Annotated in this window: 22 protein-coding genes; 11 read left to right on the top strand and 11 right to left on the bottom strand. The window is 71.6% G+C overall.

What is annotated here, in order from left to right; translation table 11 throughout:
• Positions 1-80 precede the first annotated feature (80 nt).
• Entirely contained in the window at positions 81-1,136 is a 1,056-nt protein-coding gene (locus tag ACZ69Q_RS16580; RefSeq protein ID WP_471042057.1) for a saccharopine dehydrogenase family protein, read from the top strand.
• 156 nt (positions 1,137-1,292) lie between these two features.
• Here ACZ69Q_RS16580 and ACZ69Q_RS16575 read toward each other — a convergent pair whose 3' ends face one another.
• The 5 genes from ACZ69Q_RS16575 to ACZ69Q_RS16555 form a co-directional block, all read right to left on the bottom strand.
• The gene (locus ACZ69Q_RS16575) at positions 1,293-1,598 is read right to left on the bottom strand and encodes a hypothetical protein (RefSeq protein WP_471042055.1); all 306 of its coding nucleotides are present in this window, start codon (positions 1,596-1,598) and stop codon (positions 1,293-1,295) included.
• Between the two features lie 68 nt (positions 1,599-1,666).
• Positions 1,667-2,449, bottom strand: a complete 783-nt coding sequence (locus tag ACZ69Q_RS16570) for a DUF899 domain-containing protein (protein WP_471042054.1) — start codon at positions 2,447-2,449, stop codon at positions 1,667-1,669.
• A 112-nt stretch (positions 2,450-2,561) separates the two neighbouring features.
• A complete protein-coding gene (locus tag ACZ69Q_RS16565; RefSeq protein ID WP_471042053.1) occupies positions 2,562-3,134 on the bottom strand; it encodes a dihydrofolate reductase family protein in 573 nt (190 codons plus the stop codon).
• Between the two features lie 180 nt (positions 3,135-3,314).
• Positions 3,315-4,082 (bottom strand): polysaccharide deacetylase family protein, encoded by a 768-nt coding sequence (locus ACZ69Q_RS16560; RefSeq protein ID WP_471042051.1) that lies wholly within the window; start codon positions 4,080-4,082, stop codon positions 3,315-3,317.
• 201 nt (positions 4,083-4,283) lie between these two features.
• Positions 4,284-4,967 carry a DUF4232 domain-containing protein gene (locus tag ACZ69Q_RS16555; protein WP_471042050.1) on the bottom strand — a complete coding sequence of 228 codons (684 nt, stop codon included), beginning with the start codon at positions 4,965-4,967 and terminating at the stop codon, positions 4,284-4,286.
• A 215-nt stretch (positions 4,968-5,182) separates the two neighbouring features.
• Between ACZ69Q_RS16555 and ACZ69Q_RS16550 the strand changes: the two genes are divergently transcribed.
• Positions 5,183-5,776, top strand: a complete 594-nt coding sequence (locus ACZ69Q_RS16550) for a hypothetical protein (RefSeq protein ID WP_471042049.1) — start codon at positions 5,183-5,185, stop codon at positions 5,774-5,776.
• A gap of 69 nt (positions 5,777-5,845) precedes the next feature.
• On the opposite strand, the gene ACZ69Q_RS16545 is transcribed toward ACZ69Q_RS16550, so the two are convergent.
• A complete protein-coding gene (locus ACZ69Q_RS16545; RefSeq protein ID WP_471042048.1) occupies positions 5,846-7,060 on the bottom strand; it encodes a L,D-transpeptidase in 1,215 nt (404 codons plus the stop codon).
• Between the two features lie 218 nt (positions 7,061-7,278).
• On the opposite strand from ACZ69Q_RS16545, the gene ACZ69Q_RS16540 reads away from it, so the two are divergent.
• The 5 genes from ACZ69Q_RS16540 to ACZ69Q_RS16520 are packed head-to-tail and all read left to right on the top strand — an operon-like array spanning position 7,279 to position 12,944.
• Positions 7,279-8,475 (top strand): lipid II:glycine glycyltransferase FemX, encoded by a 1,197-nt coding sequence (locus ACZ69Q_RS16540; RefSeq protein WP_471042047.1) that lies wholly within the window; start codon positions 7,279-7,281, stop codon positions 8,473-8,475.
• Positions 8,472-10,109 carry a murein biosynthesis integral membrane protein MurJ gene (gene murJ, locus ACZ69Q_RS16535; protein WP_471042046.1) on the top strand — a complete coding sequence of 546 codons (1,638 nt, stop codon included), beginning with the start codon at positions 8,472-8,474 and terminating at the stop codon, positions 10,107-10,109. Before ACZ69Q_RS16540 ends, murJ begins: the two co-directional genes overlap by 4 nt.
• A 23-nt stretch (positions 10,110-10,132) precedes the next feature.
• Positions 10,133-10,816 carry a response regulator gene (locus ACZ69Q_RS16530; RefSeq protein ID WP_471042045.1) on the top strand — a complete coding sequence of 228 codons (684 nt, stop codon included), beginning with the start codon at positions 10,133-10,135 and terminating at the stop codon, positions 10,814-10,816.
• Positions 10,813-12,291, top strand: coding sequence for an ATP-binding protein (locus ACZ69Q_RS16525; protein ID WP_471042044.1), 1,479 nt, complete (start codon positions 10,813-10,815; stop codon positions 12,289-12,291). The genes ACZ69Q_RS16530 and ACZ69Q_RS16525 overlap by 4 nt, the downstream gene beginning before the upstream one ends.
• Positions 12,288-12,944 carry a hypothetical protein gene (locus tag ACZ69Q_RS16520; protein ID WP_471042043.1) on the top strand — a complete coding sequence of 219 codons (657 nt, stop codon included), beginning with the start codon at positions 12,288-12,290 and terminating at the stop codon, positions 12,942-12,944. The genes ACZ69Q_RS16525 and ACZ69Q_RS16520 overlap by 4 nt, the downstream gene beginning before the upstream one ends.
• Positions 12,945-13,018: 74 nt before the next feature.
• On the opposite strand, the gene ACZ69Q_RS16515 is transcribed toward ACZ69Q_RS16520, so the two are convergent.
• From ACZ69Q_RS16515 to ACZ69Q_RS16505, 3 genes are all read right to left on the bottom strand, one after another.
• Positions 13,019-14,716, bottom strand: a complete 1,698-nt coding sequence (locus ACZ69Q_RS16515; RefSeq protein WP_471042042.1) for a methyltransferase — start codon at positions 14,714-14,716, stop codon at positions 13,019-13,021.
• 49 nt (positions 14,717-14,765) lie between these two features.
• Positions 14,766-15,932 carry a 4-hydroxybenzoate 3-monooxygenase gene (locus ACZ69Q_RS16510; protein WP_471042627.1) on the bottom strand — a complete coding sequence of 389 codons (1,167 nt, stop codon included), beginning with the start codon at positions 15,930-15,932 and terminating at the stop codon, positions 14,766-14,768.
• A gap of 261 nt (positions 15,933-16,193) precedes the next feature.
• The gene (locus ACZ69Q_RS16505; RefSeq protein ID WP_471042041.1) at positions 16,194-18,845 is read right to left on the bottom strand and encodes an RICIN domain-containing protein; all 2,652 of its coding nucleotides are present in this window, start codon (positions 18,843-18,845) and stop codon (positions 16,194-16,196) included.
• 262 nt (positions 18,846-19,107) lie between these two features.
• Between ACZ69Q_RS16505 and ACZ69Q_RS16500 the strand changes: the two genes are divergently transcribed.
• The 4 genes from ACZ69Q_RS16500 (at position 19,108) to ACZ69Q_RS16485 (ending at position 23,504) form a co-directional block, all read left to right on the top strand.
• Entirely contained in the window at positions 19,108-20,376 is a 1,269-nt protein-coding gene (locus tag ACZ69Q_RS16500; RefSeq protein ID WP_471042040.1) for a DUF418 domain-containing protein, read from the top strand.
• Positions 20,377-20,529: 153 nt separating this feature from the next.
• Complete coding sequence (locus ACZ69Q_RS16495) at positions 20,530-21,051, top strand: hypothetical protein (protein ID WP_471042038.1); 522 nt, start codon at positions 20,530-20,532, stop codon at positions 21,049-21,051.
• A 184-nt stretch (positions 21,052-21,235) separates the two neighbouring features.
• Positions 21,236-22,504 carry a hypothetical protein gene (locus ACZ69Q_RS16490; protein WP_471042624.1) on the top strand — a complete coding sequence of 423 codons (1,269 nt, stop codon included), beginning with the start codon at positions 21,236-21,238 and terminating at the stop codon, positions 22,502-22,504.
• A gap of 256 nt (positions 22,505-22,760) precedes the next feature.
• Positions 22,761-23,504 (top strand): hypothetical protein, encoded by a 744-nt coding sequence (locus ACZ69Q_RS16485; RefSeq protein ID WP_471042036.1) that lies wholly within the window; start codon positions 22,761-22,763, stop codon positions 23,502-23,504.
• A 33-nt stretch (positions 23,505-23,537) separates the two neighbouring features.
• On the opposite strand, the gene ACZ69Q_RS16480 is transcribed toward ACZ69Q_RS16485, so the two are convergent.
• On the bottom strand, positions 23,538-23,966 hold the full coding sequence (locus ACZ69Q_RS16480) for an STAS domain-containing protein (protein ID WP_471042034.1): 429 nt from the start codon (positions 23,964-23,966) through the stop codon (positions 23,538-23,540).
• A gap of 64 nt (positions 23,967-24,030) precedes the next feature.
• Entirely contained in the window at positions 24,031-24,360 is a 330-nt protein-coding gene (locus ACZ69Q_RS16475) for a CBS domain-containing protein (protein WP_471042033.1), read from the bottom strand.
• Positions 24,361-24,467 lie beyond the last annotated feature (107 nt).

The following is a 24,467-nucleotide window of genomic DNA, read 5'->3' as shown; positions in this document are numbered from 1 at the left end:
CACGGTGCACGGCCCGCCCTGGCCAGGATGTTCGTGACGCAGTCGAGCGGAACGTTCGGACACGGAAGCGGGGAGAACTCATGGGACCGGGGTCGGGATCGGGATCGGGGCGGACGGTGGCGGTGTTCGGCGCGTACGGCCACACCGGACGCTTCGTGGTGGCGGAGCTGCTGAACCGCGGGTACGTCCCGCTCCTGTCCGGCCGCGACGCCGAGAAGCTGCGGGCACTGGCCGCCGCCACCCCGGGACTCGGGATCCGGCCGGCCTCGGTCGACGACCCGGCCTCGCTCGACCGCGCCCTGGCGGGAGCGGCGGCTGTGATCAACTGCGCCGGCCCCTTCGCCCAGACGGCGGCCCCCGTGATCGAGGCGGCCCTGCGCGCCGGGATCCCGTACGTCGACGTGGCGGCCGAGATCGAGGCCAACCTCGACACGTTCACACACTTCACGGACCGGGCCCGCCGGGCCGGAGCGGTGATCGTCCCCGCGATGGCCTTCTACGGCGGCCTCGGCGACCTCCTGGCCACCGCCGCGATGGGCGACTGGACGACGGCCGACGAGGTGAACATCGCGTACGGCCTGAGCAGTTGGCACCCCACCGAGGGCACACGTGCCGCGGGCTCGGTCTCCCAGGACCGCCGGGCCGGCCGCCGAGTCCGTTACACGAACGCCCGGTTGGAGTACCACGACGACGAGCCGACGCTCCTGAAGTGGCCCTTCCCGCACCCGATGGGCACCAGGGAGGTCGTCGGGGAGTTCACGATGGCCGACGTGGTCACCATCCCCAGCCATCTCGCCGTTCCCGAAGTGCGCACCCACATGGCGACCGAGGCGGCCAGGGACCTCGCGGCCCCGGACACTCCGGCGCCGGCCGCCGCCGACGACGGCCGCTCCGACCAGACCTTCCTCGTCGACGCCGTCGTACGCTCCGGCACCACCGAACGACGTGCCACGGCGAGCGGCCGGGACATCTACGCCGTCACCGCACCGCTCGCGGTGGAGGCGACCGACCGCATCCTCACCGGCCGCATCCGCACGGCCGGCGTCGCCTCCGCCGGCGAGATCTTCGACGCACCGGACTTCCTGCGCGCCCTGTCCGCGCACCTCTCGGTCGAACTGCCCGAGCGGCACACCTGAGTCATGGGGCGAGGACCGAGAAACGCCCGGTCCCTCAACCGGCCCCGCCGCGCAGGCCCTTGTCGATCCCGCCCAGTGCGAACAAGCGCGTGGCGCCACCCGTCCGTGAACAGGACGGGCAGCGCCACACGGTGAACCGGCGAGAACTCGGCGAAATTAGCCGGGGAACGGCTTGCTCGCGTCGTTGTCGGCCTTGATGCACGCGTCGAGCTTCTTCTGAAGCGCGGCCGCCTCGTTGAGCGCCTTCCTGGCAGCCGCGGTCTCCCCGAGCTGCTTCAGCTTCGCGGCCTTGGTCTTGAGGTCGGCGATCTGCTGGCGGAGCTGGCCCTGGTTGCAGGTGATGGCGGCCCTGGCCGAGACGCCCTGGCCGGCCGAAGTGGCGGCCTGAGCGGGCATCGACGTGACGAAGAAGCCGCCGACGATGGCCGCGGAGACGGCCAGGGCGGAGATGCGCTTGGTCATGAGTTGTTCCCCCAGATAGGGCTTGCAATGGTCAAAGCGGATCTTACAAAGCCCGACGGGGACGTGTTTCAGTGGTGGTCGCTGTGCCGGCCGAGGGTCTGCACGGGCTGCGCGCCGGGGCGGGTCCACTGCGGGACCGGGCGGCTGGTCGGCCCCCAGGTGGCGTTGCCGTCCGCGTCCGAGCGCCAGGTCCAGCACGCGTCGCGGCCCTTGGGCCGGCCCTCGGGGTTGTCCTCCCATGCCTCGCCGCGGCCGTAGGGCGTCATGTCGAGCAGGCCGAGGGCCGAGTTGACCCGTTCGTTGCCGCGGCCCGTCGTGGAGTAGGTGAGGAACACGCGGTCGCCGTCGCGCAGGTAGCAGGTGAGGTGGCCCATGTTCCCGCCGGCCGGTGCCGGCACACCCCGCACCGAGTACCAGGGCTCGGTGTAGCCCATGAACTCGGTGAAGGAGGCCACCTCTTCCCAGGGGCCCGTGGTCAGGACGGCGAACGAGACGCCGCGGGCGTTGAGGTAGACGGCGTCGTTCAGGTGCCAGGCCGTGGTGGTGCAGCCCTCGCACTGTCCCTGGTGCGGTGCGCCGTCGTACCACATGTGCTTGTAGACCACGAGTTCGTCGCGGCCCTGGAACAGGTCCAGGAACGGTACCGGGCCGTCGGGTCCGACGACCTCGACCGTCCCGTCGAACTCCACCATCGGCAGCCGGCGGCGGGCCGCGGCGATGGCGTCGCCCTCGCGGGTGTGGGCCTTCTCGCGGACCAGCAGCTCGTCGCGGGCGCTCTGCCAGGTGGCCAGGTCGACGACGGGCGGACGTCCGGGCAGCTCGGTGGTCGGATCGCTCGGCGTGTTCGTCATGACATCCTCCGTGGTGTCTCGTGCCGGGCAGCGTGGTACGGCGGGACGTCCAGGGACGCCCACCAGAACAGACCGACAGCGGGCCCGGAACTCATCGCACCGCCCTCGCCCGTCAGTGGAGGGTCGGCCGGTAGACGAGCTCCTGGATGTGACCGTCGAGAGTCCGGCTCTCGACCAGTTCCAGGTCGAAGTCGGCCGCGCCGCGGAAGATCGGGTCGAGGCCGGTCCGGCCCGTGATGACGGGGAAGAGCGTCACCTGCACGAAGTCGACCAGGCCGGCGGCCATCAGCGCCCGGTTCATCGAAAGGCTGCCGTGCGAGCGCAACGGCACCTCGGACTCCGCCTTGAGCCGGGCCACGACGTCGACGGCGTCACCGCTGACGACACTCGCGTCCGGCCAGTCGAGGGGTTCTTCCAGCGTCGTCGACACCACCGTCGCCGGCAGGCTCCTCATCCGGGTGACCCAGGGGTCACGCACGGACTCCTCGGTGTTCGACGCCAGGATCTGGACGAACGCCCGATAGGTGTTGGCCCCGAAGACCATCCGCTGGTCCGGGCCGTACAACGCGAGGCGATGGTCCAGCAGTTCAGGGCCTTGCTTGCCCCAGTAGCCGGTCCAGTCGCCGCCGGCGGCGCCGAAGCCGTCGAGGCTGGAAAAGACGTCGAAGGTGTACGTGGCCGTCATGGCGTTCTCCTCGGGTGCGGGGGCTCGATGCGGTCGCGGACCGGCGCTCTCCTCGGGTGCCGGCCTCGATGACCGTCACACCTTGGACCCGGTACGCCTCCGGAACTCATCGTTGTGCCCACCGCGCCCGAGGAGTGGAGCGACTCGCCTCGAACGCCGGGATCGACCAGGGACGCGGCTTTAGCGCACCGGGAAGCCGGTGGAGTAGCCCTGCTCCTTGAGCCAGGGGAGGACGCGGCGCAGGGCCTCGACGGTCTGGGAGCGGTCGCCGCCCGCGTCGTGGAAGAGGAGCGTCGGCCCGTTGGGCAGCTCCCGCTGGACGGTGGCGACGATGGCGTCCGCGCCCGGCCGCTCGAAGTCCTTGGTGTCCACGTTCCAGCCCAGCGGGCGCATGCCCCGGTCGGCGGCGAGCTTGCGGCTGTAGGGGGTGAAGGCACCGCCGGGCGCCCGGTAGTACATCGGCCGCACGCCCCCGGACGCCTCGGTGATCATGCGTTCGGCGTCGAGGATCTGCTGCGACTGGTAGGCCTGGGTGTTCTTGTCCATGGTGGTGTCGTGCGACACCGAGTGGTCGCACAGCCGGTGCCCGTCCGCGACCACCTTCTTCACGAGGTCCGGGTGGGCCTGCGCCTGCGTCCCCACCATGCAGAACGTGGCCTTCACCCCGTACTCCCGCAGCACGTCCAGTACTTGAGGGGTCCAGACGGGGTCGGGGCCGTCGTCGATGGTGATGTTGACGCCGCGGGCCCCCTTGTCGGAGGCGTGCACGATGGACACGTCGACCGGCTTGACCGCGGGCGCGGCCGACGCCGTGGCCTTCGGCGAGGAGCCGTCCACGGCACCGGCCTGCGCGGTCCACACCGAGGCACCGGTGGCGAGCACCGTCACCCCGAGCGCCGCCCCGATCAGCTTGCCGTACCAGCCCCGCCCGCCACCGTGCCGTGCCATGTCCGCCCCACCTTCACGTAGTTCCTCGCCGATCCCCCGGTCACTCGCGACCACCTGGCAGGACGACGGAAAGCGGCCGCGGGATCCGTCCGTTACCGATCAAGGACAATCCCGGGGAGGTTCGCGGACAACTCGACGACCGGCACCCGCGACCAGCCCCCTCGACCCGCGGCCGCCGACTGCGCCGAGCCATGGGTCCGTTCAGTTGAAGGGGACGGCGTCGGTGGGCGCGGTGTGCCAGTTGGTGACGATCGGCTTGTCGACGGTGATGGTGCCGACGGGCAGGGAAACGGGGTCGGGGTCGTTGTCGCCGACCGCGACGATGATGCTGTCGAGTTCCTTGCCGCCGTCCGTGTTGGTGGTCTTGGGGTTGACCCCGGCATAGGCGGCGGTGCTGCCGCTGAGCTTGATCTGCTCGCCCACGGACTGCTCCGCGGGGCCGGCCTGGGTGCCGTCGGATCCGAAGGCCACGGTCGGGAGTTCGGCGGGCAGGTAGCAGGTGATGCCCGGCTTGGCCTTGGCGATGACGAGGATGTATCCGCCGGCCTGGCTCTCGGACTTGGTGCTCCAGGAGATGTCGTTGGCGCCGCAGCCCTGCTCGACCGGCACTCGCTCGCCGTTGCCGGTGTCGACGCCCGAGCCGGCCCCGTCCCCGGTCCCCTTGCCCGAGGCGTCGGAGCCCTTGCCGCTGCCCTGAGCGCCGCCCTTGCCGCTGCCCGAGCCGGACGGGGTGGCGGCGTCGCCGGCCTGGCCGGGGGACGAGGAAGATCCCTTGGAGGCGCCGGTGTCCGTGGCCGCGTCCGTGTCCTGGCACGCCGTCATCAGCATGGCGCCGCCCACGAGGGCCGCGGAGACGAGGAGGGCCTTGCGACGGTTGCCGAACATGAAATCCCCTTGGTGATCGGTTGGTTGAGGCCGAAGCGGTTTCGGCTGCTCGATGCTGCTCGATCCCTAGGAGGGGGCTGCGGGCGGAGGGGATCCCGGTGCCTTCGTTCCAGGACAGCGCTGTCACCGACTGGTGACATGATCACGAAGAGGCGTGGGCTTTGAGGCCCTCGCGCGCCGGGTATCACCGGTGGGTGCGGGCATGGGGAGAGGCCGTGTGGACGGGACCCCGGTCGGAGACCTTTCTACGGGGCGTGCTGAGGCGGGCGCTGGCCGGCGATGAGCCGCACCCGTGGTGGATGCCCCGGCGGGTGCTGACCGTGGTGTCGGCCGACATCGACGCCGCCGCCGGTGTCGCGGCGATCTGGATGGCGTGGCGGCCGGCGTCACGGCGGGCGCGTGAGCACATCGCGCTCTGGGAGCGGCGCGCCGGCCGATGGCGCCACGTGGGAGGCGGCGGTGGCTCCGGAGACGAACCCGCCGACGTCGATGTGCTCGACGTCGGCAACGGCGGAGGAGTGCTCGTCGGCGACCGCCGTGCGGACCCCACGTGCTCCGCCACGGCCACGTGGATCGGTTGCGCCAAGGTCCGCGTCGGACGGGACGTGAGTCACGTTCTGGTCGGGGCCCGCCGGATCGAGGCTTGCGGGCGACGCGGACTCATCACCGTGTGGACCTCCCCCTACAACAGCCGCGGAGCCCGTCCCCTCATCGTGGCCCTGGGCCGCGACGGCGCCGAGCTCTCGCGCATCGGCCCCTTTGACAGCCTGGACTCCCATACCTGGGCGCGCTTGAGGGAGGAGTCGTAGCCGGCCCGTGTACACCGTGGACGGCACCGGGGTTCGGGCCGGGGCGACGCTGTCCGGTCGGACCGCTGCTCAGTCCAGCGCGCTCTTGTCCTGCCACTCGCTCCACGACAGGTTCCACGCGCCGAAGCCGTTGCCGGGTGCGACCACGCCCTTGGTGTCCTTGCCGGTGATCTCGAACGGGTCGCCCGGCCGTACCTGCCGGTAGAACCAGGCCGCGTTCGCGTCGCTCATTCCTATGCACCCGGAACTCTGGTTGGAGTTGCCGAAGTAGCGGGCGTTCCACGGGGCGGCGTGTGCGTACATGCCCGACCAGGTCAGCCGCATCGAGTAGTCGACCATCTTGTTGTACGCGTCGGCGAGGCCCACCGTCTCGGAGTTCATGTTGATCGTGCCCTCCTTGGCCATGAGCACGGCGGTTCCGCGCCAGGAGCGCTTGTCGCCGCCGGGCGTGCCGCCGGAGACCGGTATGCGCCGGACCGTCCCGCCGTCGCGGACGAGGGCGAGCTGGTGGCTGTCGAGGTCGACCTTGACGACCTGCCGGGCACCGACGGTGAAGGTGGTCGTGTAGTCGCGTACGAACCAGCCGCCGTCCGTGCCCGAGTCGGTGCCGTTCAGCTCGGCGTTCAGCGTGACCTTGGTTCCGGGCTTCCAGTACGCCTTGGGCCGCCAGTCCACCCGGTCCCGGCCCGACCAGTCGGATATCCAGCCCCAGGAGCCCTCGGTGCCGTTCGAGGTGGTGATCCTGAGCTGCTTCTCGACCTCGGCCTTGTTCTTGACGGGACGGTCGAAGACCAGGGAGATCGGCTGGGCCACGCCGACGGTGGAGCCGGCGCCAGGCCGCCAGTCGACCTTGTTGACCTGCTCCGCCGGGGCCGTGGTGAAGGCGGCCCTGGTGCTCTTGGCGGTGCCGCTCTCGGTCCGGGTCGCCGCCGTCACCTCGTACGCCGCGCCGGGTACGGCCTTGCGGTCGGAGACCCACGAGCGGCCGTCGGCGCCGGCCTTGCCGGCGAGCTTGTGGCCCTCGCCGTCGGTGACGGTCACCGAGGTGAGTCTGCCGCCCACGGCTGTGACGCGTACGGGCTCGCCCGCCGGGACCCGCTTCCCCGCGGGTGTGACGGTGACCGTGACAGGGCGGTCGTCGGCGCTCGGCTTCACCTCGCCGTCCGGGGCGCTGGGAGAACCGCCCGACGAGCAGGCGGCGAGCGGCGCCAGCAGGGCGGCCACGACGGTCGCCCTGACGGTGGCCCGGACGCGGGCATGGGCGAGGACACGGGTGCGTGACAACGAGACCTCCGGGAAGGACGGCAGCGGGGTGGACGAGTCGGCGATGTCGTGACTGTAGAGCCGGAAAACCCGAGGTCAGGCGCTACGGAGCAATGTGACGGCGACTGGTGAGGAACGGTCATGGTCCGGTCACATTCGCCGGACGGAGCGGTCATGGACCGCTGTGAGCCTCCTGTGTGTCCCCGCGACTGGCCCGGGGAGAAGGAGAGGCTCAGACTGTGTCAGCGCTGCTCGTTCCGCCCAGCCGCTCACGCCAGGCCGGGAACCGGGACTTCGCCCTGCGCACCATCACCGCGCAGACCTACCGCGCCTTCCTCGCGTCGCCCGAGGGCGCGGCGCTCGGCGCCGGATTCCTCCAGTGCCCGTCCTGGGCCGACGTCAAGGAGGGCTGGCGCGCCCAACTGCTGGGCTGGGGACCGGACCCGGAGGCCGGCGAACTGACCGGCGTGGCCCTGGTGCTGCTGCGGCAGTTCCCCGGCACCCGCAAGTACTTCGCCTACCTCCCCGAAGGGCCCGTCGCCGACTGGAGCGACCCCGGCATCGACGGCTGGCTCGGTCCGCTGCTCGAACACCTGCGCCGCGCGGGCGCCTTCGCCGTACGCATAGGCCCGTCGCCCGCCTACCGGCGCTGGGACGCCGCCCGGCTCAAGCCGCTCACCGGCCCGGGCCGACGCCTCGGCGACATCCTCGCCAGCGAGGTCGATCCGCTCGGCACCGCCGTCGCCGAACGGCTGCGGGCCCGGGACTGGCGCCGCTGCGGCGGTGACGGCAGCGGAGAGGACGCGGACGCACAGCCCCGGCACGTCTTCCACGTCCCGCTCGCCGGACGCACCACCGAGGACCTGTGGTCCGGGCTCAACCAGGAGTGGCGCCGCAATGTCCGCCGGGCCCAGAAGGAGGGCGTGGAGGTGGTGGTGGGCAGCGCGGCGGAACTCCCCGAGTTCTACCGGCTGCTCGGCATCACCGAGCGACGTGACGGTTTCCGGCTCGGCCGCTCGCTCGCCTACTACCAGCGTCAGTACGAGGCGCTCAACGCCGAGGAACCGGGCCGCATGAAGCTGTACCTCGCCCGGCACCGCGGAGAGATCCTCGCCGCCCACACGATGATCACGGTGGGCCGCCGGGCCTGGTACCAGACCGGCGCCTCGGCCGACCACCGACGCGAGGTCCGGCCCTCCAACGCCCTTCAGTGGCGGATGCTCCAGGACGCCCACGCCCTCGGCGCCCACGTCTACGACATGCGCGGGGTACCCTCCACACTCGATCCCGACGAACGTGCGTACGGACTGCTGCGCTGGAAGCTCGGCACCGGGGGACAGGTCGTCGAGACGTTGGGGGAATGGGAGAAACCCTTGGCCGGCAGCGCCAACCACACGCTCTACCGCGCCTTCCAGGCGTATCTGAACCGCCGATGAGGACGAAGCAGACGGCGAGACCGGCCGGACCCGGCACCGAGGAAGCCACGAACGCCGCCCGCGGCAGCGCCGTCATGGCCGCCGGATCCATCGTCTCCAGGGCCACCGGGTTCGCCCGCTCCGCCGTGGTCGCGGCAGCGCTCGGCACCATCGGGCCGACCGCCGACGGCTACGCGGTCGGCAACGCCCTGCCGACCATCGTCTACATGCTGCTCCTCGGCGGCGCGATGAACGCCGTCTTCGTGCCCGAGCTGGTCAAGGCCGCCAAGGAGCACGACGACGGGGGCGCCGCGTACACCGACCGGCTCGTCACCGTCTGCGTAGTCGCCCTGCTCGCGATCACCGCGACCGCGGTCTGGGCGGCACCCGCGATCATCGACGCGTACACCGACTACACCGGCGAACAGGCGGCCATGACCACCGCGTTCGCCCGCTACTGCCTGCCCCAGATCTTCTTCCTCGGACTGTTCACCCTGCTCGGGCAGGTACTCAACGCACGCGGCAGGTTCGGCGCGATGATGTGGGCGCCGGTTCTCAACAACCTCGTCGTCATGGCCATGTTCGGCCTGTACCTGGCGCTGGCTATGGGCGGCGGGGACACCCTCACCGCGACCGAGACCGCCGTCCTCGGCTGGGGCACGACCGCCGGTATCGCCGCCCAGGCCCTCGCCCTCGTCCCCGCGCTGCGCGCCGCCCGCTTCCGCTGGCGGCCCCGCTTCGACTGGCGCGGCAGCGGACTGACCCGCCCGCTGCGCTCGGCAAGCTGGCTGGTGCTGCTGGTCCTGGCCAACCAGGCCGCCTACTGGGTCACCACCCGGTTGGCCACCACCGCCGGCCTCGACGGCGGCCCCGGATACGGCGCGTACAACAACGCCTATGCCCTGTGGGTCGTACCGCACGGCATCATCACCGTCTCCGTGGTGACCGCGCTGCTGCCCCGGATGAGCGCGGCCGCCGCCGACGGGGACACCGCGGCCGTGCGGCGCGACGTCTCCCACGCCCTGCGCGTCAGCGCCTCGGCCGTCGTACCCGCCGCCTGCGCGCTGTTCGCCCTCGCCCAGCCGGTGATGGCCCTGGTCTTCGGATACGGCAGGACCAGCGCCGCCGACACGGCCGCCATGGCCGGGATCCTGATGGCCTTCGCACCGGGGCTCGTCGCCCTGTCGGGCCAGTACGTCCTGTCCCGCGCCTTCTACGCGCTCTCCGACACCCGTACGCCCTTCCTGCTGAACCTGGTGATCGTCGCCCTCAACGCGGGACTGTCCCTGGCCGCCGCACATCTGCTGCCGGCCCGCTGGGCCGTGACGGGCATGGCGGCGGCGTACTCGCTGGCGCTGTGCGCGGGCTGGGCGGTGACCGGCCGGGTGCTCAGCCGCCGGCTCGCCGTCGACCGCCCCCTGCGCTCGTCCGCCGCCGGCGCCCACGCGCGGCTGCTGCTCGCCGCCGTCCCCGCCACCGCACTGGGCCACTTCACGGTCCTGGGAACCGCACCGGCGGGAGCGGTGGTCTCCACGGTTGCCGGCGCTGCCGCCGTCGTCCTCACCTTCGCCCTGCTGGCCCGTCCGCTGCGACTGGCCGAACTGGACGCTCTGCTCTCCGGCCTGCGCCGCAGACTGTCCCGGACCCGGACCTGACCACCACCGAGGGAGAACCGCCGATGTCCCGCGTGCTCCTCATCGAGGACGACCCTTCCGTACGCGAGGGGGTCGAGCTCGGTCTGCGCCGCCGCGGCCATGAGGTACGGGCGGCCGCGACCGGCGAGGCCGGCCTCGCCGCCATGGCCGAGTTCCGCCCCGATCTGCTGCTGCTCGACCTGATGCTGCCCGGGATGAACGGCGTACAGGTCTGCCGGCAGGTTCGCGAGCGCAGCCAGTTGCCGATCATCATGCTCACCGCGCGCGGCGACGACTTCGACGTGGTCATCGGCCTGGAGGCCGGTGCCGACGACTACATCGTCAAGCCCGCCCGCACCGAGGTGATCGAGGCCCGGATCCGTGCCGTACTGCGCCGCCTGGACGACGGCGGCCAGGGCCGCCCGGCCATCGAGAACTACGGCGAACTCACCATCGACCGGGTCGGACTGACCGTCGCCAAGGCCGGCCGGCCGCTCGCGCTCGCCCCTTCCGAGCTCAAGCTCCTGATGCACCTGTCCGCCGCCCCCGAGCAGGTGTTCAGCAGGCAGCAACTGCTGGAGCACGTCTGGGACCACAGCTACCACGCGGACGCCCGGCTGGTCGACGCCTGCGTCGCACGCCTGCGCGGCAAGATCGAGGACGAGGCCGGCAGCCCCCGCTACGTCCAGACACTGCGGGGCTTCGGCTACCGCTTCGGCCCGCTGTGATCACCGGCCCTCGCCGGTCGCGGTTCAGGGCGTTCGGTCTGCGCACGCGGCTGTTGCTCGCGTTCTTGCTGGTCGCCGCCGTCAGCGCCGGCACGACGGCCGCGCTGACCTACCGTGAGGCCCGCAACGCGGTGCTGAAGACCGCTCAGGACACGGCGGTCGCGTCGTTCCGGGACCAGGTCCAGCAGACGGGCTTCGGGCTGCCCGTGCGGGAGGATGGCGGCGGCCTGGAGGAAGTCCTGCGTGACATCGCCCGCAAGGGCAAGCCGCACCCCTGGGTGGTGTTCGCCGAGTACGGTTCGGTCCGCGCCTCCTCGGGCGAGAACCCCGTCTCCACCGTCATCACACCCGAACTGCGCCGCGCCGCGCGGGCCAACCCCCACGGCAGCTTCGAGCGGGTCGTCAAGGACGGCGTTCCCTACCTGACCATCGCCATGCCCATGGTCTTCAAGACGGGCCCGTACAGCGTGCTGCCCAGCGGACTCATCCTCTACGCCGTCATGCGGATGACCGACGAGCAGGTCAACGTCGACGCCCTCCTCATGGCCGCCCGGGACGGCGCCCTGCCCGGCCTCGCCGTCGCGCTGATACCCGGCCTGATCGCCGCGCGCAGTGTGCTGCGCCCGGTGCGGGAACTGCGCCGGGCGGCCCGGAGCATGGGCAGCGGCAGACTCGACACCCGGATTCCGGTGCGCGGCAGCGACGAACTGGCGGACCTGGCCCGCACCTTCAACGAATCGGCCGGCCAACTGGAGCGCTCCGTACGCGAACTGCGCGAGGCCGAGGCCCGCGCCCGCCGCTTCGCCTCCGACGTCTCGCACGAACTGCGCACCCCCCTCGCCGGAATGCTCGCTGTCACCGAGGTGCTCGACGAGGACGCCGACCATCTGGACGCCGACACCGCCCGTGCGGTCCGGCTGGTCAGCGCGGAGACCGGGAAGCTCGCCGTGCTCGTCGAGGACCTGATGGAGATCTCCCGCTTCGACGCCCGCGCGGCCGAGCTGAACGCCGACGAGGTCGACGTCGCCGAGGCCATCCGCAAAACCCTCCACAACCGGCACTGGACCGACGACCGCATCCGCACCGACCTCCCCGACGGCATCCGTGCCCGCCTCGACCCCCGCCGCTTCGACGTCGTGATCGCCAACCTCGTCGGCAACGCCCTGCGCCACGGCAGCGAGCCGGTCACGGTACGCCTGCGCACCGAGGCCCGCTCCGCGGACACCCCCGTACTGATCACGGAGGTCGCGGACAGCGGCGGCGGCATCCGCCCCGAGGCGCTCCCGCACATCTTCGACCGCTTCTACAAGGCCGACGCGGCCCGAACCCGCTCGGCGGGCAGCGGCCTGGGGCTGGCGATCACCCTGGAGAACGTGAAGCTGCACGGCGGAACGATCCGCGCCGGGAACCTGCCCGGGGGCGGTGCCGTCTTCACCGTGGAGATTCCGCTTCATGTGGAGGGGGCCGGGGGATGAGGCGTGCCCGGACGCGCAGACGTGCGACGGCCGTTGCCGTCGCCGTCTCGGCGGCCGCAGTGCTGCTCGGTGCCTGCGGCATCCAGGAGACCGACGTCATCGAGGCGGGCGGCCCCGCCAGTTTCCAGGCGTTCTTCAACCGCGACTTCGACATGCTGCTCTTCTTCCGCGCCCCCGACGGAGGGCTGGCCCCGGTGATCCGGACGACCGAGCCCTCGACCGAGTTCGGCGGCGGGTACGCCGAGTCGGGTTCCGGAGGCCGGAAGTCCGGCGAGAAGGCCGGACCGGTGCCGACGGAGAAGGTGGTCATGGCGCTGCTCGGCGGCCCACGGCCCGAGGACCGCGCCGCCGGCCTGACCACCTCCCTCCCCACCGCCCGCCCCGGCAGGACCGTCAAGGTCGACTCCCGGGACGGCAGGGTCACCGCCCGCCTGCCCCTCGCCCTGAAAGACCTGAACAGCACCGCCCTACGCCAACTGACCTGCACGATCGCCTACAGCCGGGACACCGACGGCCAGGTCGTGGTGGAACTGACGGGCCAGGACGGGGCATCGAGGACCGACAGGTGCGGACTGGCTCCCGGCGGCGACGGGAACGCACCCGCGGCGGCCGAGACCCGAGCACGGAGCACGGCGTCCGGAACGCCCGGCTGAGGCGGGCGTCCCGAGGGGCGGACGACCGGGGTCCTCGACGTCCCGCGAACACCGCGGCCGGAGTGCTCCTCTCGTCACGCCGAGGCCGACCGGGCCTTCCTGACGTGCAGCACATGGCCGTCCAGGGGCAGCGGTGTCCGGTCCACCAGGGTGAGGCCGGCGTCGGCGAACAGCCTGCCGTAGTGCCCGGCCTGCCGTTCGCGCCCGCCGACGTTGCACATCATGTGCAGATCCCAGGCGGTGGCCAGCGAGACCGAGCCGTCGCAGGGCAGTACCCGTTCTACGACGAGCAGATCGGCGTGCTCGGGCATCGCGCGGGCACAGTGGCGCAGGATCTCGCGGCAGCGCTCGTCGTCCCAGTCGTGCAGGACGCGGGACAGGACGTAGACGTCACCGCCCGCGGGCACGTCCGCGAAGTCGCCGGCCAGGAAGGCGCATCGCGTACCGAGACCGGCCTCCTCCAGCCGCCGGCGGGCGGCTTCGACAGCGTGCGGACGCTCCAGCAGGACCCCGTTCAGAGGCGGGTGCGCGGCGAGGATGCGGCCGAGCAGTTCCCCGTTGCCGCCCGCGACGTCGACCACCGTGGCCCCGGCGGGTGCCTCGGCCGCGGCGGTGAGCGCCGGATGCGTGGGGACCGGGTCGAACATGGCGGATCCGGCGGCCATGGACTGATCGAAGAGTTCCGCGAGTTGGGGATCGCGGGCGAAGTGGTCGAAGTGGTTCTCGCCGAAGAGGTGCTCGAAGGCGACCTGCCCGGTGCGCACGGTGTGCCCCAGTCCGGCGAAGGACCGGTAGAACGGGCCGCCGTACATCAGCGCCAGCGGCCGCATCGACCCCGGTGCGCCGTGGCGCAGCAGTGCGCCGAGCTCGGTGAGCCGGAATCCGTCGCGGCCTTCGCCCACCGCGCCCAGCATCGCGAGATAGCGCAGCAGCGTCGCAAGATTCCGCGGCCTCGCGCCGACCTCCCGCGCCAGTTCCTCTACGCCGATCCCCCGCTCGACCTCCATGGCGTCGGGTACCCGGAGCTGGGCGAACGCGGCCAGGGCCTGTGTCGTCCACGCCCCGGTCAGCAGGCGAAGGAGCGTTTCGGCGGGCTGGCGGGCGCGATGCTCGTCGAGGTGGGCGGCGAGCACGTCGCGGTGGTCGCCGGGGACGTACAGCTCCACGCGCCGGTAACCGACCTTGGCTTCGGAGGACGCGCCGAAGTAGAAGACCGTGCCGTTCTCGTGCGGGTTGTAGCCGCCGCCGTCCGGGGTGGCTCCGTAGCGCGCGAAGGTGGCGCACAGGCCACGCAGCACCAGCGGGTCGGGCGCCACGACCTCGAAGGCGACGTGTGCCTCGTGCTGCCGCTCCCGCTCGGCCGCGGCGATCGCGTCCAGGCCCGATCCCGGCGGCACGGTCAGCGCGAACACCTCGACCATACGGTCCGCGCCGTCCGCGCCGACCACGGCGGGGCGCACGATGCCGACGTCCAGATCGGCCGCCGGCCGCCGATGCCGCACGGCCAGCCGCTCGCGTACGACCACACTCGGCCGCGGTGGCTGGGCCGCGACGAGCCCGCAGTCGGTGAGCATGGCGCGCAACTCCGCCTCGTCCGAGGGGAAGACGAGCAGCGCGGCATGGGCGAAACGGCAGTGCTCCGCGAGAGTCCGCAGCTCGGGACCGTCGAGCCCGGGGAACAGGAGCGGGAGCAGGGTGGCGGTGTCCTGTTCCTTGACGAAGTCGACCGTCGCGAGCAGGCGGGACGTGTCGCCCGACAACGTCGTGATCATTGCGGGGATCCTCATTCGGGGGTTTCGATGACGCGGGGCAGGAAGGACCTCATACGCCGACGTAGTGCTCGGCGAACCAGTCCTGGTGGCTGCGCGAAGTACGCAGCGAAGTGATGCGGGAGCGCCGCAGGCGGTTGTGGAACAGTGACGTGCCGTCCGAGCCGGACGGGCCGTGCAGCAGCCGGATCATCCAGTGCGAGAACTCCTGCGCACGCCAGATGTACGGCAGGCACCGCGCTGAGTAGGCGTCGAGCCCTTCGGAGTCGTCGCGGAGGATGTCGTCGATCAGGGCGCCGGCGAGGATCTCCGCCTCCAGGACCGCGAGATTGGCACCCTTCGCCGCGGACGGGCTGATGAGGCCGGCGGCGTCGCCCACCAGGAACAGCGAGCCGTGACGCAGTGGTTCGAGTACATCGGACTCCAGGTCGACGACGGCCCGCTGCACGACGCGGCCACGGTGCAGCGGGCCGTACTCCGCCGCCCGCATCCGCAGATCCAGCTCGTCCCAGATCCGTTCCTCGGACCAGGCATCCGCCGCCGTGCCGCGCTCGCACTGCACGTAGTAGCGGGTGATCTCGCTCGTGCGCGCCATGTGCCCGGCGAAGCCCCGCTCGTGCACCGCGTAGCCGACGGCGTCCAGACTGGGCGGCGCCTCGGCGAGCAGGCCGAGCCAGGTCACGCCGTGGTCGCAGTGGTGCCGGCGCACCGAGTCGGCCGGCAGTGACCGACGGGCGGCGCCGTGCCGCCCGTCGCACCCGGCCACGTACCGCGCCCGCCATCGGCCGGGCCGCCCGTCCGCCTCGCGCACGCTCACCGAGGGCCGGTCGGTGTCGGCGTCGAGGACGGCCACCGCCTCGGTGGCGAAGTCGACCCGCCCGCCGCAGGCCAGGAACCGCGTCAACAGGTCGGTGACCAGGCGCTGTTGGGGATAGACGGTATGCCGCTCACCGCGCCCGAGCCCGCTGTAGTCCAACCGGAACCTGCCGTCCGCGGTGCGGAACTCGCAGGTGCTGTGGGCCCGTCCGTGCCGGTTGAGCCCCTCGGCCAGTCCGTGCCGCTCCAGGACCCGCACGGTGTTGGCGGCCAGGAACCCGGCGCGCGCCCGCGTCTGGATGTGCGCGCGCTCGGCACGCTCCACGATGACGCAGTCGATCCCGCTGTCCTGAAGGAGGTTGCCGAGCACGAGCCCGGCCGGTCCGGCGCCGAGGATGACCACGTCGGTCGCTCGCGGGGTCTGGCTGTCTGTCACGAGATGGGATAGTAGGTCCCGTGAAGTGGCTTAGTTGACCGAAATCACCCGAACGAGAAGAGCGTTGGTGGTGGGGTGGGGCGTGAGGCCGAGGGCTGCGCGCCGACGCTTCTCGGTCGAGGCAGAGCGCACTCGGGTTCTTGGCGGCCTTGCCCTCGGGAACGCGCTGAACGCAGCCCCGGCGGGGCCGCAGTCAGTTGTGCCTGCGGCCGCGCCGGGGTGCTGGGGTCAGGACGGGTCGCCGTACTGCAGACCGCGTCCGTTGGTGCCGACGTAGACGCGGCCGTAGGTGTCGGGGTCGCCGGTGATGACTCCGACGCCGCCGATGGCGCCCCACTGGTGGGCGTTGTCGTTGACGCGGACCCAGGTGGCGCCCTTGTCGGTGGAGCGGAAGACTCCGGCGACGTCCTTGACGGTGCCGATCAGGTACAGGGCCTGGTAGCCGGTGCCCGGCTTGGCCTTGCCGAAGCCGAGGGCGGAGGCGGACTGCACCGTTTTGAGCGTGGTGAAGGTGCGGCCGCCGTCGGTGGAGTGCAGCAGCCCCTTGCCGCTGTCGGCGATCCACAGGTCCCCGGCGACGCCGGGGACGGCCGCGAGCCGGCCGGCGGGCAGGTTGGTGGCGCGGGCGGTGAAGGTCGCGCCGCCGTCGGTGCTGGCGTAGAGCGTGCCGCCGGACAGCGAGTAGAAGGTCTGGGCCGAGGAGCGGTCGGCGACGACCACGGCGTCCGTGCCCAGCCCGCCGACCCTCGACCAGCTCGCCCCCTTGTCCGTCGAGCGGTACGGGGCCTGACCGGTCTGGGTCCAGACGATGGTGGAGCCGTCCGCCGAGAGCGCGACACGTCCGGCGTTGGCGCTGTCCACCGGCTCTGACTTGAAGCCGGTCCAGTTGCCGCCGCCGTCGGTGGAGTAGGCGCCGTCCTTGTCGCCGCCGAGGCCGACGCGGACCATCACCGAGGGCTTGGACTGGGCGAAGTCGATGTCGGTGCTGTTGGTCATCATCGGGTTCTTCAGCCGCCCGGAGGGCACCTTGGTCAGGGAGCCGTGGCGGAAACCGCCCTGGTCGCCCATGGCGGTGATGACGGTGGCGCCGCCGGGCGGGGCGATCGCGTCGATCAGCGCGGTCTCCTCCAGCCCCCGGGCCCCTGCGCTCCAGTGGCTGGTGCCGCCGTTGTCGGAGGCGTTGGCGTCCTTGCTGCGCCAGATGCCGTTGCCGGTGCCGTACAGCACGTGCCCGGAGTTGAAGGGGTCGATGGCCAGGGCGGTCATCCAGTGCCCGGTGTGGCTACCGACGTAAGGAGCGCCGGAAGCGTTCCGCACCGACTTGTCGGCCAGCGCCTTCCAGGACGTGCCGCCGTCGGTGGTCCGGTAGATCTCATCCTCGGGCCACCAGCGGCCGAGGGTGGTGACCATCACCGTGGACGGCTTGCGCGGGTCGACGGCCAGCCCGGAGAACCCGTAACTGCCCTGCGACGGGGAGACGTTCTTCCACGCCCCGCCGGACGGCGTGTACTTCCACACCGAGCCCGCCGTCACGCCGTTGGGTCCGAGGTTGTCGGTGTACGTCAGGTACAGCGAGCCGTCACCGGACAGGACACCGTGCTGCGGCATCTGGCCGGTGGGCTGCCCGGAGACGGCCTGCCAGGTGCTGCCGCCGTCGGTGGAGCGGTACAGGGAGGTGGACCTGTCGGCGACGCCGACGTAGATCGTCTTGCTGCCGGCCGGGCCGTACGTCACGAAGGAGATGCCCGCGCCGCTGCCCGCCCCGTCCTTGACGGGGAAGGAGGAGACCTGACTCCATGTCACGCCGTGGTCGGTGCTGCGCCACAGGCCGTTCTTGCGGGTGCCCAGCAGCAGGGTGCCGTGGTTCGCGGGGTCGACCACGAGCCGTTCGCCCGCCCCGCGGCCGTCCTCGTTGCCGCCCAGCTTGAACGGCAGGTTGGTGCGCTTGAAGGTGCGGCCCCGGTCGGTGGAGCGCAGGATCGCGCCGTTGCCCGCCCAGTCGTTGGTGTAGGTGCCCGCCCCGAGGTAGAGCCGCTTGGGGTCGACGGGGTCGGTGGCCACCGAGTCGATGCCCAGCAGGTTCCAGTCCTTCTCGCCGAGCCAGTCGGTCAGCGGGATCCACTGCTCGGCCGCGGCGTCCCAGCGGTAGGCGCCGCCCATGTCGGTGCGCGCGTACAGCAGGCCCTTCTCGCGCGGGTTGAACACCAGCCCCGTGACGTAACCACCGCCCACCACCTGGGCGTTCTTCCACCGGTACGGTCCGGCCGCGGCCGTGGTCTGCGCGGCTCCGGTACCGGACGGCTGGGTCTCGGCCGTCTTCACCAGCTTCCACTGCTGATTGGTGCCGCCCCGGCCCGGGTACTGGACGACCGCCGCGCCGTCGGCCGTGGAGCCCCCGGAGACGTCCAGGACCTGGCCGCTCTTGCGGGAGGTGAAGGTGACGGCGCCGGAACCGCCCACCTCGTCGATCTTCCACTCCTGGGCGGTGGAGGAGCTGTCGGCCTGCTGCTCGGCGGCGGCCGACTGGGCGGTCGAACCGCCCGCTATGCCCAGCACCTTGCCGCTGTTGCGGTTCACCAGCTCGTAGTAGCCGTCCCCGGCGGGCTTCAGCCTCCACTGCTGGTTGGCGGTGTTCTGGTCCGTCCACTGCTGGATACGGGTGCCGTCGGCGGTGGAGAAACCGTTGACGTCCAACACCTTGCCACTGCGCACGGAGACCAGCCGGTAGTAGGCGTTGCCGTCGACCGTCGCGGCCTGCGAGTCCTCCTGCACGAACAGGAAATACGGCAGGACGACGGCGGGCACGCCGAGCACCAGGCCGGTCGCGGTCCAGCGACGGCGGTGACGCCCGCGGCGCCCGCCGTTCGTGGGGTTGTTCATGGGGGAGGTGTTCTCCTTGCATGGCGTTCACGGGAGGAAGAGCGGATCCGGGCACCCGGACGACCGGATCCGGTTCCTTGTGGTCACAGGCCCCGCACAGGGTTGCCGCGAGCCGGAAATTTCTTCGACGACCTCGCGGTGCCGTTCGGGTACGGCTGTCCCCACCCCGCCGGTCGGCGGGGTGGCCGGGGCCGGTAGGCGGGGCAACTCCCGTCGCCCGTCGGATGGTTGACCGCATCGACGCCTCGGCAACGTGGTCCCGGTGACTGAGATCGAAAGCGCCGAGAAGGCGTCTTTGCGTTCCCTACCCGCACCCGAGTCCGCCGCGGCGGCGAAGGGCGCCGCGCCGATGGCACGGCTGGTCGGGGTGGACCTCGCCCGTGCCCTGGCCGTGTTCGGAATGTTCGCCGTGCACGTCGGCCCCGCACCCACGCCAGGCGGCGGCGTCGGCGACTGGTTCCTGGGGCTGGCGAGCGGCCGGGCGTCGGCGCTGTTCGCCACCCTCGCCGGGTTCTCGCTGATGCTGATCGCCGGCCGCCTCGAGCCGAAGATGGGACTGGCCGGCCGGCAGGCGAGGGCCCGTATCGTGATCCGGGCCGTGATCCTGCTGGTGCTGGGCAGTGCACTGGCGATGACCGACTTCGGCGGCGCCGGAATCCTGAACTTCTACGCGGTGTACTTCCTGCTGGCCCTGCCCCTGCTGCGGCTGCGGGCCAGGACGCTCGCGATCATCGCCCTCACGCTCGCGGTCCTCGCACCGCAGGTGGCGTACGGCCTGCGAGCGCTGCTCGACGAGTCGATCGTGAACACCATCGACGCGTACGACCCGATCGCGCGCCTTTGCGGTGTGGGCGTGCTCGATCTCCTGCTCACCGGCCTCTACCCGGCGATCACCTGGATGACGTTCGTGGTCACCGGCATGGCGTTGGGCCGACTGGATCTGACCTCCGGCGCGGTACGGCGGCGGCTGGCCGTGGTCGGTCCCGCGCTGATCGCGTTCGGATACGGCGTCTCGTGGCTGGCGCTGCGGCTGTCCGGCGGCGACAAGGCGATCACGGCCGCGATGCCCGACATGAAGGACCTCGAAGCCCTGAAGGACTCCGGCATGGCAGCGGGATCCTTCGACATGCCGACCGGCGGTGGGCTGTGGGGCCCCGACGCATGGGGGCTACTGGCAGCCGAGCCGCACAGCGGCTCCACGTTCGACCTCATCGGCAGCATCGGGATCGCGATCACCGTGCTGCTGTGCCTGACGGTGGCGCTGGACCGGCTGCCGTGGCTGCGCCGGGTGGCGGCCCCGGTCATCGCCGTCGGCACCATGTCCCTGACCCTCTACGTGGGCCACATCCTGGTGATCCTCGCCCTGCCCGGCGAAGCGGCGACCCCGCCGCGATCCGCCTCCGCCGCGCTCCTGTTCTGCTTCGTCCTCGGGGCCACCCTGTTCGCGGCGACCTGGTCCCGCTTCTTCCGCCGCGGACCCCTGGAGTACCTGCTGGGCGGCGCGACGAAACTGGCGAACTCAGTCCGGTGACCCTCGAGTGCCGGGGCTGAGGCAGTGGCCGGCGGTCAGCGGAAGGCGTCCCGCCCCGGCCCCGGCACGCGGTCGAAGAGGTCGTACAGCGGCGCCGGTGACACCAGACGGTCGCCACGCAGGCGCCGGCGCCAGAAAACGCCGGGCGGCCGGGTGCGGTTCAGCGGCGGGAGGGAGAGAACGTGCGGCCGTCCGAGGCAGGCCGCGTGCCTGTTCGGCTGCCACCGCACGGTTGATGAAGTTCCGGCCGGTACCACGCGCCTGCATCTGATGAACCGGTCGCCTGATCCGGTCTTCGGCGTCACGGTCATGTTCTACACGCGGTTCATCGAGATGTGGAAAAGGGGCCGTGATGTGTGGATCGTCTGGGAGGTGTCCCTGGACAGCCTGGCGCCGTGCACAGAGTTGATCTACAAGTCGGACACGATGGTCTGGGCGGCGAAGGGCGGAGACCTCGAGAACCTCCCCGAGAGCATCACCCCACATCTTCAAGTGTGGAGCCTGAGCTTTCGAGACCATGACGGCGCGTACTGGAAGCGCGCTTCTGACGGACTGCACGCTCCAGGCGACTGGGACCTCGGGCTGCCCGCCTTCAGCGAAGGCCGTGAGCCGTTCACAGGGCGTGTCGAGAAGGACCCCATCGTTGAGACCGCGGCGTCGTGTGCGAGTGGATGAGTCCTCGGTCCCGCTCCTAATTGCCGTGCGTTCGTGCTGGGCGGTCGATATAAAGACGGACGGCCGGGCGGGCGGTCCGCGCAGGCCCCCGCCGTCGCGAACGCGTCAGAGGTGGGGATCAAGAGTGTTGTTGTGGAAGATACGCAGATGGGTCACGGTGGCCGTCACGGCCGCCGCGCTCGGAATGGGCGGCGTGACAGCCGCACACGCCGCGGACCAGCCGGAGGTCACCTACGCGGGGAGCGTGTCGGAGGACCTCGGGATCCTGCAGTTCGGCGCCCGGTCCGGGGCCGACATCACGGGCATCAAGGCGCACCTGGTCTCGTACGCCTCGCAGACCGAGGTCGCCGAGCTCGGGACCAAGGACTTCCGGCTCTTCTCCGGCACCCGTCAGGACGGCAACTGGCGTACCGAGAAGCCGTTGAAGCTGCCCGAGTTCGGCTCCTACCGCATCGACCTGGAGCTCACGGACGCCGACGGCGGTCACGTGGTGCGCCAGTCCGCGGGGGACTTCGCCTACTACGTCGTAGCGAAATTCGGCGCGCTCACCGTCGACCGCACCGCCATCGACCGGGAACACCGTGACGTGCGGGTCGAGGGGACGCTGTACGGGCGGTGGCCGACCCGTCAGGTGAAGCCACTTGCGGCACGCCAGGTCGCGATCGATGTCGACTACTGGACGCAAGCCACCGTGACCACCGACGCCCAGGGGCACTTCACCGCCTCGGTGCGGCTCGACGCCGCCGCGCCCGTCCAGGCCGTGTTCAGGATGGACGGCGGCACGCCGACGGTTCTGTACGGGGAGTCCGATCCGGTACAGATCGGTGTCGACCAGATTCCCACCCGGTTCACGTCCACGGTGAGTTCGGCCGACATCGACTTCGGTCAGCAGGTCACGCTGCGCGGCAAGGTCGAGCAGAAGACCGCGGACGGCTGGGTGCCGCTGGCCGGGCGCTCCGGGGGCGTCCTGTTCGGCCCCGACGACGCTCAGACCGACCTCGTGGGCGGCTTCACCACCGCCGACGACGGCACGTTCACGATGGACTACACGCCATGGCAGGGCGGCTACTTCCAGCTCGCCCTGGACACCTCAGACGACCCGTTCCTCCAGGCCGGCACCGGTACGAGCGACGTCGTCCACGTGCACCGGGCGTCGAAGTTCACGGCTTTCACGGCCGCCCGCTCCGACACGGGACAGGTCCACGCCGAGGGGCTCATCGACTTCCCGGACGGATGGATGCCCGCTCAGATCGACGTCCACATCCAGTACTCGCCCGACGGTGCGAGCTGGTCGACGCTCACCACGGTCGAGGCCACCTGGGGAGGCAGCGGCAACGAATTCGCCGCGGACCTCGACCAGAGCGGTGCCGGCCACTACCGGGCCGTCTTCGACGCCGACAACAACTTCCAGTCGGCCACCTCGCAGACGGTCTTCGTACCGGCGTCCGCCTAGGACTGCCGGACTCTGAGCGGGAGTTCGCCCGAGCGCTGCTCAATGTGGGCCGCACAGTCGCACAGTTCTCCGACGAGGCGCGCACCCGACGGTTTCCCGACCGCTTCGGGGCGCGCCCCCCGTCCGCCACGGGGGCGGGCGTAGCCTCGAAGGCGCCGAGGGCTTCTCGTGTGCCGGCTCATGTGCCGAGTGCCGTTCTCGGCGAACGACGATGCCGGGCCCGGACCCCCGTCCGGCCCGGGGCAGGGTTCGCCTCATGACCGTGCACATGCCGGACCGCCCGGCGACCGCCCGCCCCGGGACGCCGGGCCGGCACCGGACGCTTCCCGAGATACCGTGCCCGCCGCGGCGCCGGCAGGGGGCCTCGCCCGAGAGGGGCGAGTTCGTACGGCCGCTGACCCGGCGCCAGGTCGACGACCGGATATGGGAGCTCGGCGAGTTGTACGCGCTCACCTCGTCGAACGAGCCGGGCGAGCGGGGCCGGCCGGGCCAGCCAGGCCGGCCGGGCGATCCGGGGACCCTGGACCCGTCGGACTGGGCCAGGTCCGCCGCCTTCCGGCGGCGGCTCGCGGGTCATATGCGGCGGCCGGGGTTCGAGCTGCTCGTGGCGGAGGCCGTCCGCCCCTCGGGCGTCACCGTCCTCACGGCATGTGCCTACGGCTTCCCCGTGCGCGACGCCGGGCCCTGGTGGCAGGGCCTCGACGGGTATCTCCCGGAGAACCTGTTCCGCGCCGCCGCCTCGGGCAGGCTCTTCGCGGTCGCCGACGTCGTCGTGGAGCGCCGGGTGCGCACCCAGGACCTGACCCGCGAGTGGAACCTCGCCCGGCGTCTGCAGAAGCGGCTGCTCGGCGACCACATCGGCGCGCTCGGCGTCACCCTTGTCGACCGCCATGACGTGGACACCTACCGGGCACTGCTGGCCTGGGGCTGGCGCTGCCTCCCGGCCGAGGACGGCGGGGCGTCCCGCTTCGCCCCGCGCCGCCTCCTGGTGCTCCGCTGAAATCGGCGGGCGCCAGGCACGGACTGCCGTACGTCACGGGGCCTCTCGGTAGGCGGGATGCCCCGACGCGGGGGCGGGTACTACGCCACGCGCTGCGCTCGCCCTTCCCCACCAGGCGTCCTGGGCGCTGGCATGGGCGGGGAAGCGGCCGAGCACACCGGCGCCCAACAGGACGAGGTCGATCGTCGCACTGCTGTGGACGATCCGGACCCAGCCCTGCCGGGCCCGGCAGTCGTCCCAAGCCGCACACAGCGGCCGCAGGATGCTTCCGTCCGTGAAGCTCACCTCACGGAGGTCGACGATGAGAAAGACGCGCCCGGATCCGGTGCGGGCCTCTTCCAGGGCGTGCGCAAGGGGTGCCACGGTGGTCAGGCCCAGATGACCGCGGGCGCGCACCATCCGGCATTCGTCGAACAGTTCGGGCGCCCGGTGGCGCTCGGGAGGGTCGGGATGAGGGCGCATACGGCCCATCTCCTGTCCGATCGGAGCTTCGCGGCGGGTCAGCGAGCACCGCCCGCCGCGAAACTCACGCGTCCCGCGGGTCGGGGCTCCCGAGCGGTTCCGAGGCGACCTGGAGGGGACGGCACAGTGCGCCCAGTACGTCCCGCAGACGGACGCGGTCCGTGTAGGCGGAGCTGTCACGGTGTACGACGAGTTCGGCCCGGGTGACCGAGCCGGTGCGCTCGTCGTCCCCGTCGCACAGGAGCAGGTACTCCACATCGGCGCCGGCCATGACGGACAGTGCGACCTCGACGGTCATGTCGTCACCGACCCGCAGCTCGGCCGTGTCCAGGTCGCCGGCCCCGGTCATGAGGCCGGGAGCGGTCGGGCTGCGATGCGTCTGAACCGGTGTCAAGGTGCCTCCTGCGGTACGGGCTTCTGGTCGAGATGGCTGCGGACGGGCCGCCGGGCCGACGGCGGACCGCCGGCATGTCACGCGGTGCGGTGCGACGGCGTCACGCG

Source organism: Streptomyces sp. NPDC036764 (assembly GCF_055609385.1).
Note: the sequence above shows the minus strand (reverse complement) of the source record. Positions and strands in the feature narration are given on the sequence as shown.

Bases quoted from the DNA above. Each gene is read 5' to 3' on its own strand.
- ACZ69Q_RS16565 (WP_471042053.1), bottom strand. From the start codon at position 3,134: ATGACGGCCACGTACACCTTCGACGTCTTTTCCAGCCTCGACGGCTTC.
- ACZ69Q_RS16520 (WP_471042043.1), top strand. From the start codon at position 12,288: ATGAGGCGTGCCCGGACGCGCAGACGTGCGACGGCCGTTGCCGTCGCC.
- ACZ69Q_RS16515 (WP_471042042.1), bottom strand. From the start codon at position 14,716: ATGATCACGACGTTGTCGGGCGACACGTCCCGCCTGCTCGCGACGGTC.
- ACZ69Q_RS16530 (WP_471042045.1), top strand. From the start codon at position 10,133: ATGTCCCGCGTGCTCCTCATCGAGGACGACCCTTCCGTACGCGAGGGG.
- ACZ69Q_RS16560 (WP_471042051.1), bottom strand. From the start codon at position 4,082: ATGGCACGGCACGGTGGCGGGCGGGGCTGGTACGGCAAGCTGATCGGG.
- ACZ69Q_RS16555 (WP_471042050.1), bottom strand. From the start codon at position 4,967: ATGTTCGGCAACCGTCGCAAGGCCCTCCTCGTCTCCGCGGCCCTCGTG.
- ACZ69Q_RS16480 (WP_471042034.1), bottom strand. From the start codon at position 23,966: ATGCGCCCTCATCCCGACCCTCCCGAGCGCCACCGGGCGCCCGAACTG.
- murJ (WP_471042046.1), top strand. From the start codon at position 8,472: ATGAGGACGAAGCAGACGGCGAGACCGGCCGGACCCGGCACCGAGGAA.
- ACZ69Q_RS16505 (WP_471042041.1), bottom strand. From the start codon at position 18,845: ATGAACAACCCCACGAACGGCGGGCGCCGCGGGCGTCACCGCCGTCGC.
- ACZ69Q_RS16490 (WP_471042624.1), top strand. From the start codon at position 21,236: ATGGGCGGCGTGACAGCCGCACACGCCGCGGACCAGCCGGAGGTCACC.
- ACZ69Q_RS16570 (WP_471042054.1), bottom strand. From the start codon at position 2,449: ATGACGAACACGCCGAGCGATCCGACCACCGAGCTGCCCGGACGTCCG.
- ACZ69Q_RS16485 (WP_471042036.1), top strand. From the start codon at position 22,761: ATGACCGTGCACATGCCGGACCGCCCGGCGACCGCCCGCCCCGGGACG.
- ACZ69Q_RS16580 (WP_471042057.1), top strand. From the start codon at position 81: ATGGGACCGGGGTCGGGATCGGGATCGGGGCGGACGGTGGCGGTGTTC.
- ACZ69Q_RS16575 (WP_471042055.1), bottom strand. From the start codon at position 1,598: ATGACCAAGCGCATCTCCGCCCTGGCCGTCTCCGCGGCCATCGTCGGC.